Raw genomic sequence first — 24,401 nt, forward strand, 5'->3', positions numbered from 1 at the left:
CCACCTCCTCCCGCACTCATGACGCCGACCGCAAGTCATCGATCGTGTCTCCCAGGGCCTCACGCAGCGCGTTCAGCCCCCTGGCTGTCTGACTCTTCACGGTGCCCTCTGAGCACTTGAGTGCCGTGGCCGTGGCCGCGACGTCCAGTCCCTCGAGGAACCTCAGGACGAGCACCGCCCGTTGCCGGGGCGGGACCGCCCGCAGACCGTCGAGCAACGCCGACCGCGTCGCCACGGAGTCGCCGATCTCGCCGTCCGTCCTCGGCGTCTCTGGCAGCTCCTCGACGAACCGCTCCCGCCGCCAGGGGCGACGGGACTCGTCGATCACCGCGCGCACCAGCGTCCTGCGAACATAGGCGTCCAGGGCCCCTCGGTCCCGGATCTTGCGCCACCGCCGGTGCAGCGCGACGAACGCCGTCTGTGCGAGATCGTCCGCACGGTGCCAGTCACCGCACAACAGGTACGCGGACCTCCGCACGGCGTCTCGCCGAGCCGCGAAGTACTCCGCGAAGTCCTGCTCGTCGCGCTGATCCACGCGGACTCTCTCTGCTCGTCGTCTGCGTACGGGGGACGGAACGTGAGACTCATAAGGTTGCACGACCGTTCCGCCGTGACGTACGCCACCCCTGGAAGACGTCCGGGAGACCCCTGAGGGTGTCCGCGTGCCGGTGTGGTGTGATCAGATCGTGACCAAAGTGCGGGAGATCGACCTTCGTTCGGACACAGTCACCCAACCGGACGAGCCGATGCGGCTCGCGATGTCGCGCGCCGACGTCGGCGACGACGTGCTGGACAGAGACCCCACGATGCGGGCTCTCGAGGACCGCGCCGCGGAGCTGCTCGGGGTCGACGCCGCCCTGTGGGTGCCGAGCGCGACCATGGGCAACCTCGTCGCGCTGATGATCCACCTCAGGCGAGGCGACCGGTTCATCGCGCCACGGGGCGCACACGTGCTGGACGACGAGCTCGGCGCACCCGCGTGGCTCGCCGGCGGCATGCCGGAGGCGGTCGACTGGGGCGACTGGCCGGGTCGCATGCCGGTCGAGTCGGTGCGGCAGGCCGCGCGGAGCGGCCCGTACTACACGCTGCGCACCACGTTGTTATGCCTGGAGAACACGCACAACGCGGCGGGCGGCACGGTCACACCGCCGGACGAGCACGCGAAACTGGTCGCCAACGCGCGCGACGTCGGCCTGCGCGTGCACCTGGACGGGGCGCGGCTGTGGAACGCCTCGGTGGCGCTGTCGGTGCCACCCGCCGCGCTGACGGTCGGCGTCGACACCGTGCAGGTCTGCCTGAGCAAGGGTCTCGGCGCCCCCATGGGCGGGCTGGTCGGCGGCACGCCGTCGTTCGTCGACGAGGCCCGCCGCGTGCGGAAGATGCTGGGCGGCGGTGTCCGGCAGGGCGGCATCGTGGCCGCGGCCGGGCTGGTCGCCCTGGACCGCATCCAGGACGTCGCGAAGGACCACACCAACGCCACGAAACTCGCGGCCGGGCTCAAGAACCTCGGGTGGGAGGTCGACGAGCCGGAGACGAACATCGTGCTCGCGTCGACGCCCGACATCGACGCGACCCTGACCGGGCTCAGGCGGGTCGGCGTGCTCGGGCTGCCCATCGGCAGGAGCGTGCGGTTCACCCTGCACCGGGACATCAGGCCCAAGGACATCAACGAGGTGCTGTCCAGGGTCGCGAAGTTGCACTCCTAGCGGATCTGCTTCCGGTTGGAACCACCCTTCAGCGCGGTGTACCCGATGGCGCCGACGGTGACGACCGCCGCGGCGACGAGCAGGACGCCCAGCGCCTTGAACACGAAGCCGAGCACGGTGAACGCCACCCAGATGACGATGATCGCGCCGATGATCTTCAACAGCATGTGAGGTTCCTCTCCGGGGACTCACCGGGTGAACGACTGGCGCTCCCCGGCGGTTCCTTCAGTCAACCACTCCTTTTCCGCAGGTACATCGGGGAAACCACTGGTTCGCGCCTCAGGGTGCGAGCCAGGCGCCCAGCCGCTCGAGACCGGTCGCCACGTCCCGCGCGGGGCCCGCGAACGAGAGCCGTACGAAGCGGTGGCCCAGCTCGGGGTCGAAGTCGGCGCCCGGCACGATCGCGACGCCCGTCTCGGCGAGCAGGCGCTGGCACCACGACATGGTGTCGGTGGTCAGGTGGGACACGTCGGCGTAGGCGTAGAACGCGCCGTCCACCGGCGCCACCCTGTCGATGCCCAGCTCCGCCAGCCCGGTGACCAGACGGTCCCGGTTACGGCGGTAGGCGGCGACGTGGCCGTCCAGCTCGTCGTACTGGAACGCGTCGGTCGCGGCGTGCTGCGCGATCGCGGGCGGGCAGATGGTGAAGTTGCCGGTCAGGCAGTCGACCGCGCGCATCAGGCGCCGCGGGACCAGCAGCCAGCCGAGCCGCCAGCCGGTCATCGCGAAGTACTTGGAGAACGAGTTGACCACGATCGCCTCGCGGGAGAACTGCCACGCGGACGCCGTGGCCTCCTCGCCGTACGCGATGCCGTGGTAGATCTCGTCGCTGACCAGCTGGACACCGCGGTCGGCGCACCAGCCCGCGATGGCGGCCAGCTCACCGGCGGGCAGCACCGTGCCGGTCGGGTTGGCCGGCGAGGCGATGACCAGCCCGTCGAGCGGACCGGCCTGCTCGAGCATCCCGACCGTCGGCTGGAACCGCGTGTCCGCACCGCAGGGCAGCTCGACCACCTCGCAGCCCAGCGCGGTCAGGATGTTGCGGTAGGCCGGGTAGCCGGGCCGGGCCAGCGCGACCCGGTCACCCGCGTCGAACGCGGCGAGGAACGCGAGGAGGAAACCGCCGGACGAGCCGGTGGTGGCGACGACGTCCTCGCGGGAGACGTCGAGCGCGTACCGCTGGTCGTAGTGGCGGGCGATCGCGTCCCGCAGCTCGGGAACGCCCAGTTGTTCGGTGTAGCCGAGTGGGCCGCGCAGCGCCTGCGCCGCCCGGTCGAGAACGGCGCGTGGTGCCGCGGCCGACGGCTGCCCCGCGGCCAGCGACACCACGTCCCCCTGCGCGCGCTGCCGGGCGTTGGCCGCGGACAGCACGTCCATCACGTGGAAGGGTGGGATGTTCGCGCGCTTGGCGACCTGCAGCAGGCGGGTTGACATGCCCCCAGCCTGCCGCCGGTCCCCACCCGCGATCAACCCACCGGCACCGGCTCGATGCTCGCCGCGATCAGACCTCGGTCATCAGCTCCTGCACACAGGCCACGAGCCGCCGGCTGTCGGCGGGCGTGACGGTGCTCCACACGCGACCGTCCGCGTTGGGCTTCGCGAGGTGGACATAACGCCCGCGAGGGGTGTCGTGGAAGGCGACGACCCGGTCGGCACGGGCCATGCGCTGGTCCCGCTGCATCCGGCTGACACCGAACTGGCCGCGCACGTTCATGTCGCGCACCATGTCCGCCATCGTCTTGGCGTCCGGACCGGACACGCCCGACCGGTTCAGGGCGGCGGCGAGCTCCCGCGCGTCCCCGCGCGCCGCACCGTCGGCGGCGGCGAGCACGTCGGCCGGCACGCTGACCGACAACCCCGGCCCGGCGACCACGTCCCCCGCGACGGACACCGCGGCCTCGGCGATGGCCGTCTCCCGCGCGGGGATCAACCACACCTCGTCCCCGTCCACGGCCGCCAGCGCCGCCGATGCCCCGGAAACCACGGCGAGCGAGGAGATGCGGTGGTCCGTCCACACCCAGCTGTCGATGGCGAGCTGTGGGTACGCGAGCAGGTTCAGCCGGTCAAGCAGCTCGGGCGTGGCCCGCTCCCGCTCGGCGAGCCCCCGCTCCTGGAGGTCCGCGAACGCCTGCGCGACGAGCCGGCGGCGCTCGGTGTGCGTGCGGCCGGGGCTGGGCACGGTGAGCGCCTCGTGCTTGGGCGGGAGCTTCTCGTGCTCCCACAACACGTCGAACTCCAGCTTGGAGAGGACGATGGTGCCGCTGATCATCTACCGGTCGTCATCGTCGCCGATCGACTCCGGCGCCACGACCCGTTCGTCGTCGAACACATCGCTCGACTCGACCCCGTAGCGCCGGACGTGCTCCTGGTCCTCCTCGCCCTCCGCGTTCCGCCCGGCTCCGGCCGCGGCGGGCTGCATGATGGAGCTACCCGGCCGGCCGGTACGAGCCCCGAACTTCTCGGCGTTGCGCGCCGCGCGGGCATCCTCGTCGGGCGCGGCACCGAGCGGCACCCCGTTCTTGACGGCACCGGCACCGGCACCACCGCCACGAGCCCCGGAGTTGCGAGCGAGCCGATCGCCGTTCGCGCCCGCACCGGCGCCACCCGCGCCACCAGTGCCCATCACCGTGGCGGCCTCGGCCATGAGCAGGGGGTTCACGGCACGAAGCGCCGGCGCGAGCGGGTTCGCGGCGTTGGGCAGGAGCGGGTTGCCAGGCGTCGGCCCGGTACCGGTGACGGGCGGCGTGCCGAGCGGGCCGTTGGGGCCACCGGGGGGAACCTGCGGACCGAAGGGACCGCCATTGGTGCCGGGCGAGAAGGACGTGGGGGGACCGCCGGTGCCGGGACCTGTGCCGACGCCGGGGGTGTACCCGCCCGGCGGCACGTAGGTGCTGACGGAGGAGACGTGTGTACTGGTGTCGACGGGCTGCGCGACGAGGTTCATGCCCGGCGGAACGGGCAGCGCCTGCGCCTGGCCGAGCGCATCGGAGCTGTTCTTCTGATAGCCGGTCATCGAGTCGATCGCGGCGTCCTTGGCCGCGTTCGTCTCCCTGACCTGCTGCGCGTGATCGGTGGTGTGCCCGAAGAACCCCGCGACCTTGTCGACGGTCGACTCCTCGGTCGGGCCACGAAGTGCGCTGGAGTCGGGCGCTCCGTTGCGGGTCGTGTGGAAGGTATCGCCCTGGCTGCCGACCCCCCGCGCCGACTCCGCCACCGGGTCGATCGCGGTCTCGGCGTAGATGCTCGCGTTCTCGGTCGCGGACGTGCCGCCCTCGGCGGCCGCGCCCTGCCAGTTCACCCCGATCGCCTTGAGCTGTTCGCGCAGCGTGGCATCGGCTTCCGCGAGCCCGAACGCGATCGTGACGAGTGCCTCCATCGCGTTCTGGAGCGAGCCCGACCCTTCGCCGCCGCGCAGTGCGTCGATCTGGTCCGCCAGCTGCCCGTGGGAATAGCCCGCGAAGCGCAGATCACTGAGTCCGTGGTCCCCGGCCATAACACTTCCTCACTTCAACGTCTGCAGCGTCGTCATGGCCATCTCCGTGGCCTCCTTGACCATCTGGCACAACTCGTCCTGCTCGAACACGCGCTCCAACGGCACGACGTCGATCCAGAGAGACTGCCCCTCCGCCACGCCGACCGCGATGTCACAGCCTTCGTCCTCGACACCGCGGAACTTGAACTGCGCTGCTGGAAATCCCTGGACGGAGATGAGTTCGGCATCGACGTTCCGGTTCCCGGTCAGCCACGCCTCGACGCCCTCGGTCGTGACCGCCAACGCCGAGTAGTCGTAGAACGGTTCCTGGTTCTCGACCGCGAGGGTGCACTCCTTCATGCCCTTGAAGACCTCGCTCTCCGTCTCGCCACTGTCCACGTCGTCGACGCCGAGCTGCGCACGCTGCGCGGCCGTGTAGAGAGTGCAGGGATCCAGTCCCTCCAAGGAGATGTCCCTGGGGCGCGGAGGCACTTCGACCGTCGGGGTCGCCGAGCCGGACGGTTCGCTCGTGGACGTGCCCGGATCGCTGGACGGGGTCTCCCCCGGAACAGGAGTCGACTGGCCGGACGCGCTTGTCGTGCATCCGGCGGCGAACGCCACCACGGCCGCGACCGCGACCATGAGACGTTTACGCACCGGTCTTCCTGAACGCCGCCTCGATCTCCTCCTCGCTGAACCCGTACGCGCGTGCCGTGTCACCCAGCTGGACGGCGAGCTTCCGGAGACCGACGATGTAGTCGGCGATCCGGTTGCGGTACGAGTTGTCGTCGTTGATCAAGAGGTCGTTCCAGGCCGCTGCCATGCGGATGCTCACCTCGTCGTCACCCGGCGGGTTCACCCGCAGGTCCCGCCGGATTCCCTTGAAGCGGTCCTTGAGGGAGTCGGCTTGCGCCTCGATGATCCGGGCGGCGGCCAGCACGTTGTCCTGGTTCACGGTGAAGGTGCCCGAGCTGACGCCGGTCGTGGCTTTGTCGACCTGCTTGAAGGCGTCGTTGATGCCTCGGCCTATGTCTCCGGCGAGATACATCCCGTTCGCTCCCCACTGATCGTGACGATCCGGTCTCGTTCTGCAGGCTACCAATGGCGCGCAGCACCCACCTGAACTTTGACGAAGAAGTGACGGGTCCGGTTCCGCTGATCGGCTGAACCGTCACCGGGCGGTGATCTCGCCCTTCGCGGCGCGGGCGGCGATGTCCGTGCGGTGGTGGGAGCCCGTCAGGTGTACATCGGCGACCAGGCGGTATGCCTCGTCGCGGGCTTCGTGGAGGGTTGGGCCGGTGCCCATCACCGACAGGACGCGGCCGCCCGCGGACACGATCGCGCCGTCGTCGCGGCGGCGGGTGCCCGCGTGGAGTACGCCGTGGGCTTCCGCGCCGGCTATGACGTCGCCGGAGCGGACCCGGCCCGGGTAGCCCTCGGCGGCGACGACGACCGTGACCGCGTAGCCATCGTGCCATTCGAGTGCGGGCTGGGCGGCCAGGGTGCCGGTCGCGACGGCGTTCAGCAGGCCTGCCAGCGGGGTGCGGAGCAGGGCCAGCACGACCTGGGTCTCCGGGTCGCCGAAGCGGCAGTTGAACTCGATGACCTGCGGGCCCTCGCTGGTGAGCGCCAGGCCCGCGTAGAGGAGGCCGGAGAACGGGGCGCCGCGTTCCGCCAGCTCGTCGACCACCGGCTGGATGATCTTGGTGAGGACATCGTCGACCAGGTCGGGCGTGGTCCAGGGCAGCGGTGCGTAGGCGCCCATGCCGCCGGTGTTGGGGCCCGCGTCGTCGTCGCCGACGCGTTTGAAGTCCTGTGCGGGCAGCAGCGGGACGACCGTGGTGCCGTCGACGAGGCAGAAGAGCGACGCCTCCGGGCCGTCGAGGTAGGACTCCAGCAGGACCGGGTGGCCGCCGTCGAGGAGGGTCATCGCGTGGGTGCGGGCGGCGGCGAGGTCGCTGGTGACCGCCACGCCCTTGCCCGCGGCGAGACCGTCGTCCTTCACGACCCAGGTCGGGCCGAAGCGGGCCAGGGCGGCGTCGAGCTTGGCCGGGTTGTCGACGATCTCGCTGTGGGCGGTCGGGACCCCCGCCGCGGCCATGACGTCCTTCGCGAACGCCTTCGAGCCCTCGATGCGGGCCGCGGCGGCCGACGGGCCGAAGCACGCGATGCCCGCCGCGCGGACGGCGTCCGCCGCACCCGCGACGAGCGGCACCTCGGGGCCGATGACGACGAGGTCGGCGCGCCACTCCTTGGCGGCCGCGACCACGGAGGCAGGCTCGGTGACGTCGGCACCGTAGGACTCGGCGACAGCCGCTGTGCCCGCATTGCCGGGGGCGCACGCGAGCGCCGTTACCGCGGGGTCGTGGGAGAGGGCGAGCACCAACGCGTGCTCGCGCGCACCGGACCCGATCACCAGGACACGCACGGTGAAAGAGCCTAGATGCCACGCCCCGGCGGGCCACCATCAGGGCCATGACGTGCTGCGTTCCCCGCACACACGACGCTCCGGACAGCGGGAGCACCACCCGGGACACCCAACACCCGAAAGCACCTTTCGGGAGAGACACCGCCCCGCGAAAGCCACGGCACAACAAGTGCCGTCAATGGGCCATTCAGGACGCCCAGCGCCCTGAACGCGCCTTTCAGGGCAAGCCGCCGTAGTACGAGTACCCGAGGAACAGCAGGCACACCACGGGAAGCACGAACCCCGTGGTCCGCCGCGTGGCCTCCAGGATCAGCACCAGCAGCAGCGCGCCTGCCACGATGTCCGAAGTGGACAGAATGCCCTGCCGGTCGAGGAACGCGTCGAACCCGCCGCCGAAGTCGCCGATCGCGAGCGGCAGCCCGGGCCGGTCGGCGTCCACGTCTTCCGTAGACCTGGTCACAACCGGCAACCTACCGGTGACAGTCCTCACACAGAAGATCGAAGGCGTCATCGCTTCGTCACCTTCTCCTCGGGCGGAGTTTCCTCAGGTCGACGACGATGCGCGAGCCACTCGAGGCGAGGAGGAGACCGTGAGTTCGAAGTTACTGCGGATGGCCGTCACGGCGGCGACCGCGCTGGCCCTGGTGGGGGCGGCACCCGCGACCGCCGACCGCACACCGGACACGACCACCGCCCACGACGACTTCACGATCGTCGGGCACCGCGGCGCGTCCGGCTACCGGCCGGAGCACACGCTCGCGTCGTACGAGCTCGCGGCGCGGATGGGCGCCGACTTCATCGAGCCCGACCTCGTGACCACGAAGGACGGGGTGCTGGTCGCGAGGCACGAGCCGGAGATCGGCGGGACCACGGACGTCGCGGACCACCCGGAGTTCGCCGACCGCAAGACCACGAAGTCGCTGGACGGCGTGAACGTGACCGGCTGGTTCGCGGAGGACTTCACCCTGGCCGAGCTGAAGACGCTGCGTGCCAAGGAACGCATCCCCGACCTCCGGCAGCAGAACACGATCTACGACGGCCGCTACGAGGTGCCGACGCTGCAGGAGGTCATCGACCTCGCGAAGCGGCTGTCGCGGGAACTGCGCAGGGAGATCGGGATCTACCCGGAGACCAAGCACCCCACGTACTTCGAGAAGCAGGGGCTGGCGCTGGAGCCGCCGTTGGTGCGGACGCTGACCCGCAACGGGCTGAACCGGCCGTCGGCGAAGGTGTACGTGCAGTCGTTCGAGGTGACGAACCTGATCGAGCTGCGCCGTGTGCTGCGGGTGCCGCTGGTGCAGTTGACGTCGGCGAGCGGTGCGCCGTTCGACTTCGTGGCCGCCGGTGACCCGCGAACCTACGCCGACATCGTCTCGCCCGCGGGCCTGCGGGACGTGGCGAAGTACGCGAAGGGGCTCGGGCCGGAGAAGAGCCAGATCATCCCGAGGGACGCGGCCGGCTTCCTGACGACGCCGACGACGCTGGTGACCGACGCGCACCGGGCCGGGCTGAAGGTGCACCCGTACACGTTCCGGGCGGAGAACGCGTTCCTGCCAGCGGACTTCCGGTCGTCGGCGGTGCCGTCGCAGTACGGGGACCTGTTCGCGGAGATCGCGGCGTTCCGCGCCGCGGGGATCGACGGGCTGTTCACGGACAATCCCGACGTCGCGGTGGCACAGGAGCAACTCGCGGCCTGAGTTGTCCACAGCCGGTCGAGTTGTCCACAGCTCGGCCCGCGCCCCTTGTTTTGCCGGTGGGTACTGGTAGACTGGCAAGGCGGGACGCCCCCGGGTTCGGGTGGGGGTTGCCCTGGGGCGATTTGCGGGCTTCGCGGTTTGCGGGGGCGCGTTCTGGGGCCTTCCTGGGCCCGGGCGCGCCCCCTTTCGCGGGTCGTCAGCCGGTCATCGAGTGGCGGACGATGGTCTGTTCGCGGCCGGGGCCGACGCCGATCGCCGAGAAGCGCGCGCCGGACAGTTCTTCCAGGCGTTCCACGTAGGCCTTCGCGTTCGCGGGGAGGTCCGCATAGGTGCGGCACTCGGAGATGTCCTCCCACCAGCCGGGCATCTCCTCGTACACCGGCACGGCGTGGTGCACGTCCGTCTGGGTCATCGGCATGTCGGACACGGTCTCGCCGTTCACCTTGTACGCGACGCAGATCGGCACGCGGTCCAGACCGGACAGCACGTCGAGCTTGGTCAGGAAGTAGTCGGTGATGCCGTTGACGCGTGCCGCGTACCTGGCGATCACCGCGTCGAACCAGCCGGTGCGGCGGGCGCGGCCCGTGGTCACGCCGACCTCGCCGCCGGTCTTGCGCAGGCGCTCGCCCATCTCGTCGTGCAGTTCGGTCGGGAACGGGCCGGAGCCGACGCGGGTGGTGTACGCCTTCAGGATGCCGATCACCGTCGTGATGCGGGTCGGGCCGATGCCGGAGCCCGCCGACGCGCCGCCGGCGGTCGGGTTCGACGACGTGACGAACGGGTACGTGCCGTGGTCGACGTCCAGCAGGGTGCCCTGCGAACCCTCCAGCAGCACCGTCTCCCCGCGTTCGAGCGCCTGGTTCAGCAGCAGGCGGGTGTCGGCGATGCGGTGGGCGAACTTCTCGCCGTACTCCAGCACCGAGTCGACCACCTGCTCCGGGTCGAGGCCCTTGCGGTTGTAGACCTTGATCAGGATCTGGTTCTTGACGTCCAGGGCGGCTTCGACCTTCTGCCGGAGGATCTTCTCGTCCAGCAGGTCCTGGACGCGGACACCGACGCGGGAGACCTTGTCCTGGTACGCGGGGCCGATGCCGCGGCCAGTGGTGCCGATCTTGGCCTTGCCGAGGTATCGCTCGGTGACTTTGTCGATGGCGACGTGGTAAGGCATGATCAAGTGCGCATCGGCCGAGATCAGCAGCCGGGACGTGTCCACGTCCCGCTCCTCGAGGCCGGCCAGTTCAGCCAGCAGGACACCCGGGTCGACCACCACGCCGTTGCCGATAACGTTGGTGACGCCGGGGGTCAGGATGCCCGAAGGGATCAAGTGCAGAGCGAAGTCCTGTCCATCGGGGAGCACGACCGTGTGGCCGGCGTTGTTGCCGCCCTGGTAGCGCACGACCCACTGGACCTTCTCACCCAACAGGTCCGTTGCCTTGCCCTTACCTTCGTCGCCCCACTGGGCGCCGATGAGCACGATGGCCGGCATGTGAAACTCCCCGATGTCAACGGAACACGAAAGTGGGCGCATTTCGGATGGGCGAAATGCCGGTGATTGAGCGTAGACCAGGAGGCCCGGGATGGGTGCGCTGATACTGGGTTGCGGGACGGCCGTCACCAGCGGTGACTGGCGAAAACTGGCCTCGGCCTCGGGGTCGGGGGCCCACGAGATCCCCGCCACACCCAGCAAGAACGACGTCGACCCGCTGCTCAAGGCCGACGAGGTCGACCGCGTCGTCGTGCACGGCACCGACGCCGACCTGGCCGCGGTCGTCCTCCGTCTCATGCGTACCGAACGGCTGGAGGACGTGACGGTCGGCTTCGTTCCGGTGGACCGGAAGCTGTCGCATGTCGCCCAGCTGTGGGATTTGCCGGTCGACAGCGTGGACCTCGCGCTCACGGGCAGTGATCGCGCCTTGCCGTTGGTGCGGGATGACAACGGCGGTGTCCTGCTCGGTCTCGGGGTGGTCGCCCCGGCCACGGGGACGGTGTACTGCGACGACGTGGTCGCGCTGCGTGGCGACGCGTCCCGGATCGAGGTCAGGCCCGGCCCGGCCGGGGTGTCGGTGAAGGTGGTGCGCGGCAGGCTGCGCCGCCCGGCGACGTTCGACGGCCGCGCGGTGCAGTTCGGTGTCGACGGGACGCGGCCGGTGCGCGACGGCGTCGAGTACCCGCGCGCGGTGACGCGGTGGACCTGGTACCGCCACACCGAGGACCTGCGCGCGATCTGCTGAGCAGCCTTCTTGCCCGCCCGCGCGACGTGGGCCGACGCGACCCCCTGACACCCGCCGACCGGGCCACCGGGCGCGACTACCCGGGCCGGCTGGTGCTCGCGAACGCGGCCAGGGTGACCGGGCGGAGGTGCAGGGCTACTGCTGAACGACGGGCCGGACCGCGTCGACCCCGCGCAGGCGGTGCCGGGCCTGGACATGACGAAAGGTGAGCTACCGGTACGTGGCCGAGGACGGCGCGGTCGCGCTGGTCAGCGCGCCACGGACGATCCGGGCACGTGGCTGCTCGGCGGCACTGCTCAGTCCGGCGCAACCGCGGTTCGGCTACTGGGTGGATCCGGCTCCGGCCAATCGGCCGCCCTGCCCGGTGTAGGCCGAGAGGCGGTGGCGGCGGGACCGCGAGGGGATACCGCCGCCGCCCCTTTCTGTTCGATAACGCTTTGCCATCGCGCAACTTCGGTGAGCGACAGTGATTTCCATGAACCCTGCACGCAGCCTTCTGGCTGTCTTCGTCCTCGTCATGGCACTGGCGGTGGCCTTACCGGCCACGGCACCACAGCCCGCGGCGGCGACCCCGCCCGGCATCCCGTCCGAGTCGACGGCCCGCTCGGAGCTGGCAGCGCTCCGCGTCGCGGCCGACGGCTCCAGCTCCGGCTACTCCCGTGACAAGTTCCCGCACTGGAACGCGGTGAGCGGCACCTGCAACACCCGCGAGACCGTGCTCAAACGGGACGGCACCAGCGTGGTGACCGACTCGTCGTGCGCCTCGACGTCCGGCCGCTGGTACAGCCCCTACGACGGCGCCACGTGGAGCGCGGCGTCCGATGTGGACATCGACCACGTGATCCCGCTGTCGAACGCGTGGCGCACCGGCGCGTCCGGCTGGACCCAGTCCCGGCGCACCCAGTTCGCGAACGACCTGTCGAACCCGCAGCTGATCGCGGTGACCGACAACGTGAACCAGTCCAAGGGCGACCAGTCCCCCGCGACCTGGAAGCCGCCGAGGACCGCGTACTGGTGCACCTATTCGAAGATGTGGATCCACGTCAAGTACCGCTACTCGCTGACGGTCAACTCGTCGGAGAAGTCGGCGTTGACCTCGATGCTCGGCTACTGCTGACCCGTTCGGCCCCGTACGGAAGTCGCTTTCCCGGGTGTTTCCCCGCCGGCCGTTGCCCGTGGTGATCGCGGTGTCGCACAGTCGATGCGACAACTTCACCACTGGAGGCGCGATGTCGGGGAAAACACTCGTCGCCTCGCTGGTGCTCGCTGCCGGGACCGTGGTCGGTCTCGGCAGCGGGACGGCGAGCGCGACCCCACCAGGTATACCGGACCCGGGGACGGCGGCGAGCGAGCTGGCGGCGCTGACGGTGGCCGCCGAAGGTTCCATGGACGGCTACGACCGCGACCGGTTCCCGCACTGGCACGCGGTCGAAGGTTACTGCAACACAAGGGAAACGGTCCTTCGGCGCGACGGTGACGGCGTCGAGGTGGGCACCGACTGCGCGGCCACGTCCGGCAGCTGGACCAGTCCGTACGACGGCGGGACGTGGACCGAGACGTCCGATGTGGACATCGACCACATGGTGCCGCTCGCGGCCGCGTGGCGTTCCGGCGCCGCGGACTGGACCACCGGCGAGCGCGAGGCGTTCGCGAACGACCTCGGCTCGCCGCAGCTGTGGGCCGTCACCGACAACGTGAACCAGTCCAAGAGCGACCAGACGCCGGACCAGTGGAAGCCGCCGCTCGAGTCGCACTGGTGCGAGTACGCGAGCGCCTACACCCGCGTGAAGTACACCTACGAGCTGACCGTCACCGCCGCGGAACAGGGCGCGCTGTCGGACATGCTCGCGACCTGCTGACACGGCAACGGGCCGCCCACGGCGTGGGCGGCCCGTTGCGGGTGTGCGTCAGGCAAGCCCGAGCTGGGCGGGTGCCTCCGGGTCGGAGTCGGTCAGGAACTGCTTGCAGCGGTCCCATTCCTCGGTTTCGCCGATGCCCTGCGCGGCGCGGGCGAGCGCCGCCAGCGCGCGGAGGAAACCGCGGTTGGGGCGGTGGGACCACGGGATCGGGCCGTGCCCCTTCCAGCCCGCGCGGCGGAGCTGGTCCAGACCGCGGTGGTAGCCGGTCCGCGCGTAGGCGTAGGCCGCGACGGCGTTGTTCTCCGTCAGAGACAGCTCGGCCAGCGCGGCCCAGCCCTCGGAGAAGTCGGGCCACTCGGTGACGACCTTCGCCGGGTCGGTGCCCGACTCCATGGCGGCCTGCGCCTCCGGCCGGTCCGGGAGGTGCGTGGCGGGCGGGCCGCCGAACAGGTTCTCCTGCAGTGTCATCCGGTCAGCCTGCCAGCATCCGGCCCGCGGACTTCAGGTGCTCGCACGCCTGGGTGATGCGCGCGGCCATGCCCTGCTCCGCGGCCTTCAGGTACGACCGGGGGTCGTAGGCCTTCTTGTTGCCGACCTCGCCGTCGATCTTCAGGACGCCGTCGTAGTTGGCGAACATGTGCGCGGCGACCGGCCGTGTGAACGCGTACTGCGTGTCGGTGTCGATGTTCATCTTCACCACGCCGTAGGACAGCGCCTCGTGGATCTCCTCGAGCAGCGACCCGGACCCGCCGTGGAACACCAGCTCGAACGGCTTGTCACCGGCCGGGCGGCCCAGCTTCTCGACCGCGACCTCCTGACCGCGCCTGAGCACGTCCGGGCGCAGCTTCACGTTGCCCGGCTTGTAGACGCCGTGCACGTTGCCGAAGGTCGCGGCCAGCAGGTAGCGCCCCTTCTCCCCGGCACCGAGCGCATCGATCGTCTTGCTGAAGTCGCCCTCGGCGGTGTAGAGCTTCTCGTTGATCTCGTGGGCGACGCCGTCCTCCTCGCCGCCGACGACACCGATCTCGACCTCGAGGATGATCCGGGCCTTGGCGGCCTGGTCGAGCAGCTCGGACGCGATCGTGAGGTTCTCGTCGAGGTCGATGGCCGAGCCGTCCCACATGTGGGACTGGAACAACGGCTCCTTGCCGGCGGAGACCCGCTCCTGCGAGATGGCGATGAGCGGCCGGACGAACCCGTCGAGCTTGTCCTTGGGGCAGTGGTCGGTGTGCAGCGCGACGTTCACCGGGTACTTGTCGGCGACCACGTGCGCGAACTCGGCGAGCGCGACGGCGCCGGTCACCATGTCCTTGACCTTGGTACCGGAGGCGAACTCGGACCCGCCGGTGGAGACCTGGATGATCCCGTCACTCTCGGCCTCGGCGAAGCCGCGGAGGGCGGCGTTGAGCGTCTCGGAAGAGGTCACGTTGATGGCGGGAAACGCGAACTCGTTCGCCTTGGCCCGGTCCAGCATCTCGGCGTAGACCTCGGGTGTGGCGATGGGCATCGGTACGTCCTCCTCATGGCTGGACAGGGCGTCGGGCCCGATCCTACGAGCAGGGAGTCGCAGCGCGCCGGGAGGATGACCGATTCAGAAGGAGGCACCCGCCGTCGTCGGCGCCAGAGCCCGCAACACCCCCATCTTGTCCTCGTTCAGCACCTGCAGCGCCACCTGGTCGGCCCCGGCGTCCCAGTGCTCCGCGATCCGCCCCCGGATCGCCTCCTCGTCACCCCAGGCGACGAGCGCGTCCACCAGCCGGTCACTACCCCCGTCCTCGAGATCCGCCTGCGTGAACCCCAGCCGCAGCCAGTTGTTCGTGTAGTTCGACAACGTCAGGTACATCGCCAGCTGCGACCGCGCGATCTCCCGCGCCTGCCCCGGATCGGTCGACAACACGACCTTCTGCTCGGGCACCAGCAGCTTTCCCGCACCGAGGATCTCCCTGGCCTGGGCCGTGTGCTCGGGTGTGGTCAGGTACGGGTGCGCCCCGGCGGCCCGGTCCCGCGCCAGCCGCAGCACCCGGGGACCCAGCGCGGCCAGCACCCGGCCCGACTCCGGCACCCCGCCCTCGTCGAGCCCGTCGAGGTAGCTCGCCAGCCGGTCGTACGGCTTGGTGTAGCGCGCCCCGACCATCGACGGGTGACCGACGCCGACGCCGAGGAGGAACCGCCCGGGGTGGGCCGAGGTCACGCGCGCGTAGGCGGCGGGGTCCGGCGGCCCGTCCCACACGTTCACGATCCCGGTGGCGACGGCCAGCGAGGTCGACGCGGCCAGCATCGGCTCGACCGGGGAGAGGTCGGCCGGCGGCGACGCGCCGAGCCACACCCGCTGGTAACCGAGCCGTTCCAGTTCCGCGAGCACAGCCGGGTCGCGCAGCCACGGCAGCGGCCGGTCCCACACACCCAAAGTCTTCGACATGCATCGAAGACTACTCGGGCACTCCGGCGACCGCGCCCGCCGCGCCACCCAGCAGCGACCGGCGCGGGACAGCGGTCACGCGAGCGGCCCGATCGGCGTGCCGACGGACTGCACGCGCTGTGTCCCCGCCCTGGTCCGGAACGACCGGGCCCAGGACAGCGCGCTCGCCGGGTCGGTCTTGTTCGCCAGGTAGTACCAGTCCATCTGCGCGCCTGCGGGCGTCACCTCGAGCACGGACGCGCCGTGCGAGTCCAGCTCGCAGTACCTGATGTGCCGGTTCAGCGCCTGCACGGCCGTCTCCAGCACCACCGACGTGGTCCTCGGCGGAGCGCCGAGGATGTCGTCGATGTTGTCCGAGGTGACCGACGTGCACACGAACTCGGTCGCCACCGACCTGGACAGCAGCGGGTACAGCCCGGCGTCGCGGGGCACGTCGTTGGCCCACGACGAGTGGATGTCACCGGTCAGGAACACGGTGTCGCGCACCCCGTTGTCGGCGATCGTCGCGAGCAGGCGCCTGCGGTCGACCGCGTAGCCGTCCCACTGGTCGGGGTTGATCGAGATGCCCTCGCGCGGCAGCCCGAGCAGCTCCGCGAGCGGGCCGAGCAGCTCGGGGGACAGCGGCGGCAGCTGCAGCGGCGCGACCATCACGGAGGTGCCGACGAGCTTCCACTGCGCGCCGCTGGAGACGAGCCCGTTCTGGAGCCACGTCATCTGCTCGGCGCCGGTCAGCGTGCGGTCCGGGTCGTCGGTGGCGCCGTCGCCGATGCCGACCTGCTGCGAGCGGTAGGTGCGCAGGTCCAGCATGGACAGCTCGGCGAGCAGCCCGAACCGCAGCCGCCGGTAGATGCGGTCGGCCTCGTTGCGCACCGGCATCCACTCGAAGTACGCCTGGTGCGCGGCCGCCCTGCGGGCCGCGTAGTCGCCTTCCGTTTCGGGCTGGTGGTTCTCGGCGCCGCCGGACCACGCGTCGTTGGCGACCTCGTGGTCGTCCCAGGTCGCGATGAACGGGACGCTCGCGTGCAACCGCCTGAGGTGCTCGTCGGACTTGTACTGGGCATGGCGGCGCCGGTAGTCGGCGAGCGTGAGGATCTCGCGTGGCGGGTCGTGCGGGCGGACGGCCCCGCCACCGCCCTCGTAGATGTAGTCGCCGAGGTGCAGCACGGCGTCGAGGTCGCCGCGTTCTGCGAGGTACCGGTAGGCCGCGAAGTGGCCGTCCGGCACGTTGGAGCAGGACACCACGCCGAACCGCAGCCGGGCGACGGCCGCCGACAGCGCGGGCGCGGTGCGGGTGGTGCCGGTCGCCGACACTGCGCCGTCCAGACGAAAGCGGTAGTGGTAGGTGGTGGCGGGGCTCAGGCCGGTGGCGTCGACCTTGACGGTGTGGTCGCGGGCGGGGCCGGTGGTCTGCGTGCCTGCCGCGACGACGGTCGCGAACGCCGGGTCGGCGGCGACCTCCCAGGTCACGGTCACGGCCGGCCCGGTCCCGGAGCCGGGGGTCGCGTCGGGGGTGGGGGTGACGCGCGTCCACAGCAGGACCGCGTCGGGCAGGGGGTCGCCGGACGCGACGCCGTGGGCGAACACCGGGTCGGCGGCGGCCAGGGCGGTGGTGGGGAGGGCGGTGGCGCCGAGCACCACACCGGCGGTGGCCGCGCCTGCACGCAGAACGGATCGACGGTCGAAGGTCTGCTCCATGACTTTCGATCCTGGCCACGCATCAGGGTGTGACATACAGCCGTTCTGCGTAACCTTCCCGTGCACAGTTGCCACTTACTCGGAGTAGGTTACCAATGGTAGGTTCGGGTTCATGAGCAAGAACGTGCGCGGCAAGGTCGTGGTCATCACGGGTGCGGCGCGGGGCATCGGCGCCGGGCTCGCACGGGATCTGTCAGCGAAGGGCGCGAAGGTGGCGCTCGTCGGGCTCGAGGTCGACGAGCTGACCAGGGTCGCCGCCGAGTGCGGCCAGGACGCTGGGGCGTGGGAGGCCGACGTCACCAGCTGGGACGACCTGGAGAAGGCGACCACCGCGATCGCCGAGCGCTACGGCCGGATCGACGCGGTGGTGGCGAACGCGGGCATCGCGGCGACCGGCTTCACCCGCTCCATCGACCGGGCCGCGTTCGAGCGCGTGATCAACGTGGACCTGCTCGGCGTGTGGAGGACGGTCCGGGTCGCGCTGCCGCACCTGGTCGAGGCCAAGGGCTACGCGATGCTCGTGTCGTCGGCGGCCGCGATCATCCACATCCCCGGCAACGCGGCGTACTCGGCGGCGAAGGCGGGCGTCGAGGCGTTCGCGAACTCGCTGCGCGCGGAGGTCAGGCACCTCGGCGTCGACGTGGGGGTCGTGCACCCCACCTGGATCGCCACGGACATGGTCAACACGGCCGACGAGCACCCGGTGTTCGGCAAGCTGCGCGGCGCCGCGGGTGGCCTGGTCAGCAAGACCTATCCGCTGTCGGTGGCCGTGGACCTGATGTCGGCCGGGCTGGCCAGGCGGGCGCGGGTCGTGCACGTGCCTGGCTGGGTCGGCGTCGCGAAGCTGTTCCGCGCGCTCCTGCCGAGGGTGGTCGAGCTGTACGCGCGGAAGATCATGCCCGGCGCGGACAGGGCGGCGCTCGAGGACATCGAGAAGCGCGGCGCGGCCGAGTCCAGCATGGTCGGTCCCGGCGCGAAGGCCGCGGCGCAGCGGGAGCGTGCGCTATAACGAGTTCCATGTCGCGACGTGGCCAGGTGCAGATGACGCCCGAGGAGATCACGGCTTTCCTCGCGGAGGGCAGGACGGCGAACATCGCGACGATGGGGCCGAACGGCAGACCACATCTGGTGGCGCTGTGGTACGTGCCGCACGGGGACGTGGTCGAGACGTGGACGTACGCCAAGTCGCAGAAGGCCGTGAACCTGCGGCGTCTCCCACAGGCGACGATCCTCATCGAGACCGGTGACTCGTACGAGAAGCTGCGCGGCGTCTCCATGGAGTGCGACGTCGAACTGGTCACGAACACCGAGAAGATCACGCTGATCGGGCAGCAGCTCATGCACCGCTACACGGAGAACCCGCAGGTGGCGACGGCGGGCAGCCAGTTCGTGCGGCTGCAGGCGCCCAAGCGGGTCGGCCTGGTCTGCCGCCCGACGAAGATCGTCAGCTGGGACCACTCAAAGCTGGGCGGCGCCTACTGAGCCGAGGACGAGCTGCCACTCGTTCACGGTCCGCGCGGCGGCGACCCCGTCGACGGTGTACGGGTCCTCGGCGAGCAGCCGGTCCAGCTCGGCCCGGTCGGCGACCTGGTAGATCGCGAACCCGGCGGAGTCGTCGGCCCACGGCCCGGCCGCACCGACCTTGCCCTGCTCGACCAGCGCCCGCAGGTACTCGCGGTGGCGGGGCCTGCTGTCCGCGAGCCGCGCACGGTCGTCGATGTACGTCGTCTCCACGGTGTACCAGGCCATGGCGGCACGCTACCGCTGTCGATAGGGTTCTGATGTGACTGGGGACCTCAGCGCGGAACGCACAGTCGAGCGGACGCTCGGCCACCTGCGTGCGATCGACACCGGCAGTTTCCCGGTGCCACAGGTGGAACAGGCACCGCTGACGCTGGAGGACCTGTACCGCACCCATCGCATGCGCCTGGTCCGGCTGGCCCTGCTGCTGGTCGACGAACCGGCGACCGCGGAGGACGTCGTGCAGGAGGCGTTCACCGGCCTCCACCGCAACTGGGGCAACCTCCGCGACGCGGCGGCGGCCGTCGGCTACCTGCGCACCGCGGTGGTCAACGGTTCCCGCTCGGTGCTGCGCCGCCGCAAGACCGCCCGCGAGTACACGCCACCACACCAGGTCAACGCCCGGTCCGCGGAAAGCCTCGCGATGCTGACGGCCGAACACCAGTCGGTGGTGCGCGCACTGTCACAACTCCCGCCCAGGCAACGGGAAGTGCTCGTGCTGCGCTACTACGGCGACCTGTCGGAAGCGGAGATCGCCGACGCGGCGGGCATCTCGAAGGGCACCGTCAAGTCGACCGCGAGCCGCGCCCTCGACGCACTGCAGAGGATCATGCGCACCCCGCACTGAGTTGTCCACAGCCGACCGAGTTGTCCACAGCTGAGCCAGGACCCCTTGTTTTGTCGGCGGGTGCCGGTAGACTGGCATGGCGGGACGCCCCCGGGTTCGGGTGGGGGTTGCGTTCCGGCCGGTTCGCGCTTTTTCGCAGGTCGGCGCGGTTTGCGCAGGCGGCACTCAACGACATGGCGCGCCTTCGGGGCGTGCCACCGCCACCCGGGACGACGGGACCTCACCTGGGTCCGCCGCGCCTTCTCGTGCTCACGTCGGCACGTTCCGCTCGCGCGTGAGCCGCGGGGCCGGTCGCGGGGTTCGGCCCGCCGTGACGATCACGACATCGGAAGCGATTTTTCACCCAGTCGCCGGTCCGATTCGTTAGGTGATAACGCGACGGCATTGATACATTGTGAATAATCCCCAAGCGGCTCCGAGACGCTATGGTATAGACCAATAGCGTCAGTGTTCGAGGGGTGAGGAATGGTTGCGCAGCTGATCACCGGGGGACGGGTGGCGACACCCGACGGCGTGCTCGATCCGGGCTGGGTCCTGGTCGACGACGGCACGATCAGCGCGATCGGCTCCGGTGAACCACCCGCCCGGCCCGACGCCGAGGTGACCGACGCGACCGGCAGCTGGGTGCTGCCCGGCTTCGTCGACATCCACTGCCACGGCGGCGGGGGCGCCGCCTTCACCAGCGCCGACCCCGGGCACGTGCGGCAGGTCGTCGACGCGCACACCGCGCACGGCACCACCACCATGCTCGCGAGCCTCGTCACGCGGCCCGTTCCCGAGCTGGTAGAGCAGGTCGCCGCGCTCGCCGAACTCGTCCAGGACGGGCTTGTCGCCGGTGTGCACCTCGAAGGCCCGTTCCTGTCCGCCGCCCGCTGCGGCGCCCACGACCCCGCGATCCTCCGGCCGCCGGACCCCGTCTCCGTCGACGCGCTGCTCGCCGCGGGGCACGGCGCCATCCGCATGGTCACCGTCGCACCCGAGCTGGAAGGTGCGGTGCCCGCGGTGAAGCGGCTGGTCGACACCGGTGTCATCGCCGCGATCGGGCACACCGACGCGCTGGCCGAGGACGTGGTCCCCGCGGTCGACGCGGGCGCCAGCGTCGCGACGCACCTGTTCAACGGCATGCGCCCGCTCCACCACCGCGAACCCGGCCCCATCGGCGTCCTGCTCGACGACGAACGCGTGACCGTCGAGCTGATCTGCGACCTCGTCCACCTGCACCCGACCGTCGTGCGGCTCGCCGCGCGGCACGCGGGAGCGGGCCGGACCGTGCTGATCACCGACGCCATCGCCGCCGCAGCAGCCGGCGACGGGGTGTACGACATCGGCGGGCTGGAGGTGAACGTGACCGACGGCGTGCCGACGCTGGCGGGCGGCGGCTCGCTCGCGGGCAGCACGCTCACCATGGACGCCGCGTTCCGCAACCTCGTGCAGAGCTGCGGTCTCGGCGTGCTGGACGCGGTCTCGGCCGCCGCCACCCGCCCCGCGGAGCTGCTCGGCCTCGGCAACGTCACCGGCAGGCTCGCCACCGGGTACGCCGCCGACGTGGTGCTGCTCGACGACGCGCTGCGGCCGACATCCGTCATGCGGCGCGGAGAGTGGGTACCGTCCGTGTCGTGAGCGAGCTTGCGAGCGAACCGATGTCGCAGGGGCTCCCCGCAGCCTGCGAGGGGGGAACGTGAGCACCGACGATCCCGAACGGCTCCTCGCCGAAGCACTGCGCGCACAGGCGACCCGCGCCCCCGCGGACACGTCGCAGGTGGGCTACGGCCTGCTGTCCGGCAGCGAGTTCGGCGCCATCACCCCACCGGCACCCGCCAGCGAGTCGACGACCCGGCTCGACGACCCGGCGAAACAGATCCCGGCGTGGCTCATCCTGCTGTTGTCACTGGTCCTGGGCCTGGCGGCGGGCGCGGTCGTCGGCCTGGTGACTCTCCTATAAAGATCAAAGGAAGCACGCGTACCCTTTGTTGGCGTGACGATCGCCGCCGCAACTGTGCACACCATGTCCTTTTTGCCCGCCTGGCTCGACCCGGAGGTCATCCTGCGCGGCATGGGCGGCTGGGCACTCGCCGTACTGTGCCTGATCATCTTCGCGGAGTGCGGCCTGCTGGTCGGCTTCTTCCTGCCTGGTGACTCGCTGCTGTTCGTGGCGGGCCTGTTCGTCGCGACGGGTGCCATCGCGTCACCGCTGTGGGTGGTGTGCGTGCTGGTGACGGTGTGCGCCTTCGTCGGCAACGTGTGCGGGTACTGGATCGGCGCGAAGGCAGGGCCCGCGCTGTTCAACAAGCCGAACTCGAAGCTGTTCAAGAAGGAGTACGTCGACAAGACGCACGAGTTCTTCGACAAGTACGGCGCCAGGGCCATCGTCATGGCGCGGTTCGTGCCGATCGTGCGGACGTTCATCACCGCGATGGCAGGCGTCGGGCGAATGGACGCGAAGAAGTACTTCACCTACTCCGCCATCGGCGGCGTGCTGTGGGCCGCGGGCCTGACCGTGCTGGGCTACTTCCTCGGCGAGATCCCGTTCGTGGAGCAGAACATCGAGGGAATGCTCATCCTGATCGTCCTGCTCTCGATCGTCCCGATCATCGTCGAGCTGATCAAGGCGCGCCGCGAGAAGAAGAATCTCCCGGAGGCGAGCGCCGACGCGGCAACGGAGATCATCGAGCGGATCTGACCCACGCGAGAGAAGGCGGACGGCTCCTACATTGGAGCGGTCCGCTTTTTCGTGCGCGGAACCCAAGGGTCAACACGTGCGAACAGCCAACAGCACTTGGCACCGCAGACCGAGAGGCCCGCCGATGCCTCGACCGCCCGACGGGCCCCCGCAGGACGGACCGGTGCCGTGAAAGGCCACGGCACAACAAGTGCCGTCAATGGGCCATTCAGGACGCCCAGCGCCCTGAACGCGCCTTTCAGGGCATTGCCACGCCGTCAACGCGCCTTCACAACTACCCCAGCTGTGGACAACTCCAGCGTTACGCCGGAATTGGAGGGCCGGCGGCCGTCATCGAGAACATCGAGCCCGGGTTGAAGACGTTGTCCGGGTCCAGGGCGGCCTTGATCGCGCGGTGGGTGCGCATCGCGACCGGGCCGATCTCCTTCTCCAGCCAGTCGCGTTTGATCTTGCCGATGCCGTGTTCGCCGGTGACGGTGCCGCCCAGTTCCAGGCCCGCGGCCAGGATGTCGTTGAACGCCACGGTGGCGCGCGCGAACTGGTCCTCCGACGTCGGGTCGTAGACGATTGTCGGGTGCATGTTGCCGTCGCCTGCGTGGCCGACCACCGCGACGCGCAGCCCGACCTCCGCCGAGATGCGTTCGCACGCCGCGATCAGCTCGGCGATCCTCGTGCGGGGCACGCACACGTCGTCGGTCATCCACGCGCCGTAGACCTCCAGCGCGGTCAGCACCGCCCGGCGCGCGGCCAGCAGCAGTTGCCCCTCCGCCGGATCGAACGTCGAGTGCACCAGGTCGGCGCCGACGTCCTCGCACACCTGCTCGATGGCGCGCAGCTCCTGCCGGGCCGCCTCGCCGCCGGAGTCCGACTGGCAGATCAGCAGCGCCGCGCAGCCCGCGCCGGCACCAAGTTCCGTCTTCAGGTGCGCCTCGACCGCCGCGATCGACGTCGCGTCCATGATCTCCATCAGTGACGGCACGATGCCCTCGCGGACGATCCGGCTCACCGCCTCGCCCGCGGTCTCCACCGCCGAGAACGCCGCGACCATCGTGCCGGGGGCCTGCGGCAGCGGGCGCAGCGCGAGCGTCGCCTGCGTGATCACGCCGAGGGTGCCCTCGCTGCCGACGAACAGCTTCGTGAGGTCGTAACCGGCCACGCCCTTCACCGTGCGGCGGCCGGTCCTCAGCAGCTCGCCGTCCGCCAGCACGACCTCCAGCCCCAGCACGGAGTCCGTGGTCACGCCGTACTTCACGCAGCACAGCCCGCCCGCGTTCGTGGACAGGTTGCCGCCGATCGTGCACCAGTCGTAGCTCGACGGGTCCGGTGGGTAGAACAGTCCGTGCTTCTCCACGGCGCCGCGCAGGTCGAGGTTGACCACGCCCGGCTGCACCACCGCCAGCCGGTTGTCCGGGTCGATCTCGACGATCTCGTTCATCCTGGTCATCGCGAGCACGACGCACCCCTCGATGGCGTTCGCCGCGCCCGACAGGCCGCTGCCCGCACCTCTCGGCACGATCGCCACGCCGGCGGCGGCACACGCACGGACGACGGCCTGCACCTCCGTCGCGCTCCTCGGCAGCACGACCGCGAGCGGTGCGCCGTGCGGCGCCAGCGGCATCATGTCGCGCCGGTAACTCTCGGTGACATCGGTGTCCACGAGCACCGCGCCGTCACCCACAGCGGCACGCAGCTCGTCCAGGAGAGTGCTCACACACCCAACCGTAACCGTTTCAAGGGGAATTCGAGCCTCTCGACCAACACTCGAGGGACACGAGGAGCGACACCGAACCGAGATCAAGGTGTGCGACTTTCGCGGGTTCGATCGAGTCCGTCCGTCATTTACAGT

General features: G+C 70.4%; 28 protein-coding genes. 12 read left to right on the top strand and 16 right to left on the bottom strand.

What is annotated here, in order from left to right; all coding sequences use genetic code 11:
* Positions 1–16: 16 nt before the first annotated feature.
* A complete protein-coding gene (locus ACFPCV_RS35775; protein WP_378061603.1) occupies positions 17–535 on the bottom strand; it encodes a SigE family RNA polymerase sigma factor in 519 nt (172 codons plus the stop codon).
* Between the two features lie 151 nt (positions 536–686).
* Between ACFPCV_RS35775 and ACFPCV_RS35780 the strand changes: the two genes are divergently transcribed.
* A complete protein-coding gene (locus tag ACFPCV_RS35780) occupies positions 687–1,706 on the top strand; it encodes a threonine aldolase family protein (RefSeq protein WP_378061605.1) in 1,020 nt (339 codons plus the stop codon).
* On the opposite strand, the gene ACFPCV_RS35785 is transcribed toward ACFPCV_RS35780, so the two are convergent.
* The 8 genes from ACFPCV_RS35785 to ACFPCV_RS35820 form a co-directional block, all read right to left on the bottom strand.
* On the bottom strand, positions 1,703–1,873 hold the full coding sequence (locus ACFPCV_RS35785) for a hypothetical protein (RefSeq protein WP_378061607.1): 171 nt from the start codon (positions 1,871–1,873) through the stop codon (positions 1,703–1,705). The genes ACFPCV_RS35780 and ACFPCV_RS35785 overlap by 4 nt on opposite strands.
* 112 nt (positions 1,874–1,985) lie before the next feature.
* Positions 1,986–3,140, bottom strand: coding sequence for a pyridoxal phosphate-dependent aminotransferase (locus ACFPCV_RS35790; protein WP_378061609.1), 1,155 nt, complete (start codon positions 3,138–3,140; stop codon positions 1,986–1,988).
* A gap of 67 nt (positions 3,141–3,207) precedes the next feature.
* Positions 3,208–3,975: an ESX secretion-associated protein EspG gene (locus ACFPCV_RS35795; RefSeq protein ID WP_378061610.1), complete on the bottom strand. Its 768-nt coding sequence runs from the start codon at positions 3,973–3,975 to the stop codon at positions 3,208–3,210.
* The gene (locus ACFPCV_RS35800) at positions 3,976–5,199 is read right to left on the bottom strand and encodes a hypothetical protein (RefSeq protein ID WP_378061612.1); all 1,224 of its coding nucleotides are present in this window, start codon (positions 5,197–5,199) and stop codon (positions 3,976–3,978) included.
* Between the two features lie 9 nt (positions 5,200–5,208).
* Positions 5,209–5,835 (bottom strand): DUF3558 domain-containing protein, encoded by a 627-nt coding sequence (locus ACFPCV_RS35805; protein ID WP_378061614.1) that lies wholly within the window; start codon positions 5,833–5,835, stop codon positions 5,209–5,211.
* Positions 5,828–6,226, bottom strand: a complete 399-nt coding sequence (locus ACFPCV_RS35810) for a hypothetical protein (RefSeq protein ID WP_378061616.1) — start codon at positions 6,224–6,226, stop codon at positions 5,828–5,830. Before ACFPCV_RS35810 ends, ACFPCV_RS35805 begins: the two co-directional genes overlap by 8 nt.
* Positions 6,227–6,349: 123 nt before the next feature.
* Entirely contained in the window at positions 6,350–7,606 is a 1,257-nt protein-coding gene (gene purD, locus ACFPCV_RS35815) for a phosphoribosylamine--glycine ligase (RefSeq protein ID WP_378061618.1), read from the bottom strand.
* A 217-nt stretch (positions 7,607–7,823) separates the two neighbouring features.
* Positions 7,824–8,066 carry a hypothetical protein gene (locus ACFPCV_RS35820; RefSeq protein ID WP_378061740.1) on the bottom strand — a complete coding sequence of 81 codons (243 nt, stop codon included), beginning with the start codon at positions 8,064–8,066 and terminating at the stop codon, positions 7,824–7,826.
* Between the two features lie 151 nt (positions 8,067–8,217).
* Between ACFPCV_RS35820 and ACFPCV_RS35825 the strand changes: the two genes are divergently transcribed.
* Complete coding sequence (locus ACFPCV_RS35825) at positions 8,218–9,303, top strand: glycerophosphodiester phosphodiesterase (protein ID WP_378061732.1); 1,086 nt, start codon at positions 8,218–8,220, stop codon at positions 9,301–9,303.
* Between the two features lie 196 nt (positions 9,304–9,499).
* Here ACFPCV_RS35825 and ACFPCV_RS35830 read toward each other — a convergent pair whose 3' ends face one another.
* Positions 9,500–10,789, bottom strand: a complete 1,290-nt coding sequence (locus ACFPCV_RS35830) for an adenylosuccinate synthase (RefSeq protein WP_378061620.1) — start codon at positions 10,787–10,789, stop codon at positions 9,500–9,502.
* A gap of 91 nt (positions 10,790–10,880) precedes the next feature.
* Here ACFPCV_RS35830 and ACFPCV_RS35835 point away from each other — a divergent pair, with 91 nt between their 5' ends.
* The 4 genes from ACFPCV_RS35835 to ACFPCV_RS35850 all read left to right on the top strand — a co-directional run bounded on the left by ACFPCV_RS35835 (position 10,881) and on the right by ACFPCV_RS35850 (position 13,393).
* Positions 10,881–11,534, top strand: a complete 654-nt coding sequence (locus tag ACFPCV_RS35835) for a hypothetical protein (RefSeq protein ID WP_378061622.1) — start codon at positions 10,881–10,883, stop codon at positions 11,532–11,534.
* A gap of 205 nt (positions 11,535–11,739) precedes the next feature.
* Positions 11,740–11,904, top strand: a complete 165-nt coding sequence (locus tag ACFPCV_RS35840) for a hypothetical protein (RefSeq protein WP_378061624.1) — start codon at positions 11,740–11,742, stop codon at positions 11,902–11,904.
* 147 nt (positions 11,905–12,051) lie between these two features.
* Positions 12,052–12,651, top strand: a complete 600-nt coding sequence (locus tag ACFPCV_RS35845; protein ID WP_378061734.1) for an HNH endonuclease family protein — start codon at positions 12,052–12,054, stop codon at positions 12,649–12,651.
* Between the two features lie 112 nt (positions 12,652–12,763).
* Entirely contained in the window at positions 12,764–13,393 is a 630-nt protein-coding gene (locus ACFPCV_RS35850) for an HNH endonuclease family protein (protein ID WP_378061626.1), read from the top strand.
* Between the two features lie 48 nt (positions 13,394–13,441).
* Here ACFPCV_RS35850 and ACFPCV_RS35855 read toward each other — a convergent pair whose 3' ends face one another.
* The 4 genes from ACFPCV_RS35855 to ACFPCV_RS35870 form a co-directional block, all read right to left on the bottom strand.
* Complete coding sequence (locus tag ACFPCV_RS35855; RefSeq protein WP_378061628.1) at positions 13,442–13,861, bottom strand: DUF3151 domain-containing protein; 420 nt, start codon at positions 13,859–13,861, stop codon at positions 13,442–13,444.
* 4 nt (positions 13,862–13,865) lie between these two features.
* Positions 13,866–14,900: a class II fructose-bisphosphate aldolase gene (gene fbaA, locus ACFPCV_RS35860; RefSeq protein WP_378061630.1), complete on the bottom strand. Its 1,035-nt coding sequence runs from the start codon at positions 14,898–14,900 to the stop codon at positions 13,866–13,868.
* An 84-nt stretch (positions 14,901–14,984) separates the two neighbouring features.
* Positions 14,985–15,812: an LLM class F420-dependent oxidoreductase gene (locus ACFPCV_RS35865; protein ID WP_378061632.1), complete on the bottom strand. Its 828-nt coding sequence runs from the start codon at positions 15,810–15,812 to the stop codon at positions 14,985–14,987.
* A 75-nt stretch (positions 15,813–15,887) separates the two neighbouring features.
* Positions 15,888–17,507 (bottom strand): alkaline phosphatase D family protein, encoded by a 1,620-nt coding sequence (locus ACFPCV_RS35870; RefSeq protein ID WP_378061634.1) that lies wholly within the window; start codon positions 17,505–17,507, stop codon positions 15,888–15,890.
* 112 nt (positions 17,508–17,619) lie between these two features.
* On the opposite strand from ACFPCV_RS35870, the gene ACFPCV_RS35875 reads away from it, so the two are divergent.
* Entirely contained in the window at positions 17,620–18,516 is an 897-nt protein-coding gene (locus ACFPCV_RS35875) for a short-chain dehydrogenase/reductase (RefSeq protein WP_378061636.1), read from the top strand.
* A gap of 8 nt (positions 18,517–18,524) precedes the next feature.
* Complete coding sequence (locus ACFPCV_RS35880) at positions 18,525–18,989, top strand: pyridoxamine 5'-phosphate oxidase family protein (protein WP_378061638.1); 465 nt, start codon at positions 18,525–18,527, stop codon at positions 18,987–18,989.
* On the opposite strand, the gene ACFPCV_RS35885 is transcribed toward ACFPCV_RS35880, so the two are convergent.
* Positions 18,966–19,256: a YciI family protein gene (locus ACFPCV_RS35885; protein WP_378061640.1), complete on the bottom strand. Its 291-nt coding sequence runs from the start codon at positions 19,254–19,256 to the stop codon at positions 18,966–18,968. The two genes, ACFPCV_RS35880 and ACFPCV_RS35885, sit on opposite strands and share 24 nt — an antisense overlap.
* Before the next feature lie 34 nt (positions 19,257–19,290).
* Here ACFPCV_RS35885 and ACFPCV_RS35890 point away from each other — a divergent pair, with 34 nt between their 5' ends.
* The 4 genes from ACFPCV_RS35890 to ACFPCV_RS35905 all read left to right on the top strand — a co-directional run bounded on the left by ACFPCV_RS35890 (position 19,291) and on the right by ACFPCV_RS35905 (position 22,555).
* On the top strand, positions 19,291–19,875 hold the full coding sequence (locus ACFPCV_RS35890; RefSeq protein WP_378061642.1) for a SigE family RNA polymerase sigma factor: 585 nt from the start codon (positions 19,291–19,293) through the stop codon (positions 19,873–19,875).
* 465 nt (positions 19,876–20,340) lie between these two features.
* On the top strand, positions 20,341–21,495 hold the full coding sequence (gene nagA, locus ACFPCV_RS35895) for an N-acetylglucosamine-6-phosphate deacetylase (RefSeq protein ID WP_378061644.1): 1,155 nt from the start codon (positions 20,341–20,343) through the stop codon (positions 21,493–21,495).
* A 58-nt stretch (positions 21,496–21,553) separates the two neighbouring features.
* Positions 21,554–21,817: a hypothetical protein gene (locus ACFPCV_RS35900; protein WP_378061646.1), complete on the top strand. Its 264-nt coding sequence runs from the start codon at positions 21,554–21,556 to the stop codon at positions 21,815–21,817.
* A gap of 63 nt (positions 21,818–21,880) precedes the next feature.
* Positions 21,881–22,555, top strand: a complete 675-nt coding sequence (locus tag ACFPCV_RS35905) for a DedA family protein (RefSeq protein ID WP_378061648.1) — start codon at positions 21,881–21,883, stop codon at positions 22,553–22,555.
* 301 nt (positions 22,556–22,856) lie between these two features.
* Here the strand turns inward: ACFPCV_RS35905 and ACFPCV_RS35910 are convergent, their stop codons facing one another.
* Positions 22,857–24,266 (bottom strand): FAD-binding oxidoreductase, encoded by a 1,410-nt coding sequence (locus ACFPCV_RS35910; RefSeq protein WP_378061650.1) that lies wholly within the window; start codon positions 24,264–24,266, stop codon positions 22,857–22,859.
* Between the last annotated feature and the right edge of the window lie 135 nt (positions 24,267–24,401).

It is taken from the genome of Actinophytocola glycyrrhizae (assembly GCF_042653545.1).
Taxonomy (GTDB): Bacteria; Actinomycetota; Actinomycetes; order Mycobacteriales; family Pseudonocardiaceae; genus Actinophytocola; species Actinophytocola glycyrrhizae.

Excerpts from the sequence above, each read along its gene's own strand:
- ACFPCV_RS35785 (WP_378061607.1), bottom strand. The coding sequence starts at position 1,873 with ATGCTGTTGAAGATCATCGGCGCGATCATCGTCATCTGGGTGGCGTTC.
- ACFPCV_RS35790 (WP_378061609.1), bottom strand. The coding sequence starts at position 3,140 with ATGTCAACCCGCCTGCTGCAGGTCGCCAAGCGCGCGAACATCCCACCC.
- ACFPCV_RS35795 (WP_378061610.1), bottom strand. The coding sequence starts at position 3,975 with ATGATCAGCGGCACCATCGTCCTCTCCAAGCTGGAGTTCGACGTGTTG.
- ACFPCV_RS35800 (WP_378061612.1), bottom strand. The coding sequence starts at position 5,199 with ATGGCCGGGGACCACGGACTCAGTGATCTGCGCTTCGCGGGCTATTCC.
- ACFPCV_RS35810 (WP_378061616.1), bottom strand. The coding sequence starts at position 6,226 with ATGTATCTCGCCGGAGACATAGGCCGAGGCATCAACGACGCCTTCAAG.
- ACFPCV_RS35825 (WP_378061732.1), top strand. The coding sequence starts at position 8,218 with ATGGCCGTCACGGCGGCGACCGCGCTGGCCCTGGTGGGGGCGGCACCC.
- ACFPCV_RS35830 (WP_378061620.1), bottom strand. The coding sequence starts at position 10,789 with ATGCCGGCCATCGTGCTCATCGGCGCCCAGTGGGGCGACGAAGGTAAG.
- ACFPCV_RS35835 (WP_378061622.1), top strand. The coding sequence starts at position 10,881 with ATGGGTGCGCTGATACTGGGTTGCGGGACGGCCGTCACCAGCGGTGAC.
- ACFPCV_RS35845 (WP_378061734.1), top strand. The coding sequence starts at position 12,052 with ATGGCACTGGCGGTGGCCTTACCGGCCACGGCACCACAGCCCGCGGCG.
- ACFPCV_RS35850 (WP_378061626.1), top strand. The coding sequence starts at position 12,764 with ATGTCGGGGAAAACACTCGTCGCCTCGCTGGTGCTCGCTGCCGGGACC.
- ACFPCV_RS35855 (WP_378061628.1), bottom strand. The coding sequence starts at position 13,861 with ATGACACTGCAGGAGAACCTGTTCGGCGGCCCGCCCGCCACGCACCTC.
- fbaA (WP_378061630.1), bottom strand. The coding sequence starts at position 14,900 with ATGCCCATCGCCACACCCGAGGTCTACGCCGAGATGCTGGACCGGGCC.
- ACFPCV_RS35865 (WP_378061632.1), bottom strand. The coding sequence starts at position 15,812 with ATGTCGAAGACTTTGGGTGTGTGGGACCGGCCGCTGCCGTGGCTGCGC.
- ACFPCV_RS35870 (WP_378061634.1), bottom strand. The coding sequence starts at position 17,507 with ATGGAGCAGACCTTCGACCGTCGATCCGTTCTGCGTGCAGGCGCGGCC.
- ACFPCV_RS35875 (WP_378061636.1), top strand. The coding sequence starts at position 17,620 with ATGAGCAAGAACGTGCGCGGCAAGGTCGTGGTCATCACGGGTGCGGCG.
- ACFPCV_RS35880 (WP_378061638.1), top strand. The coding sequence starts at position 18,525 with ATGTCGCGACGTGGCCAGGTGCAGATGACGCCCGAGGAGATCACGGCT.
- ACFPCV_RS35885 (WP_378061640.1), bottom strand. The coding sequence starts at position 19,256 with ATGGCCTGGTACACCGTGGAGACGACGTACATCGACGACCGTGCGCGG.
- nagA (WP_378061644.1), top strand. The coding sequence starts at position 20,341 with ATGGTTGCGCAGCTGATCACCGGGGGACGGGTGGCGACACCCGACGGC.
- ACFPCV_RS35905 (WP_378061648.1), top strand. The coding sequence starts at position 21,881 with ATGTCCTTTTTGCCCGCCTGGCTCGACCCGGAGGTCATCCTGCGCGGC.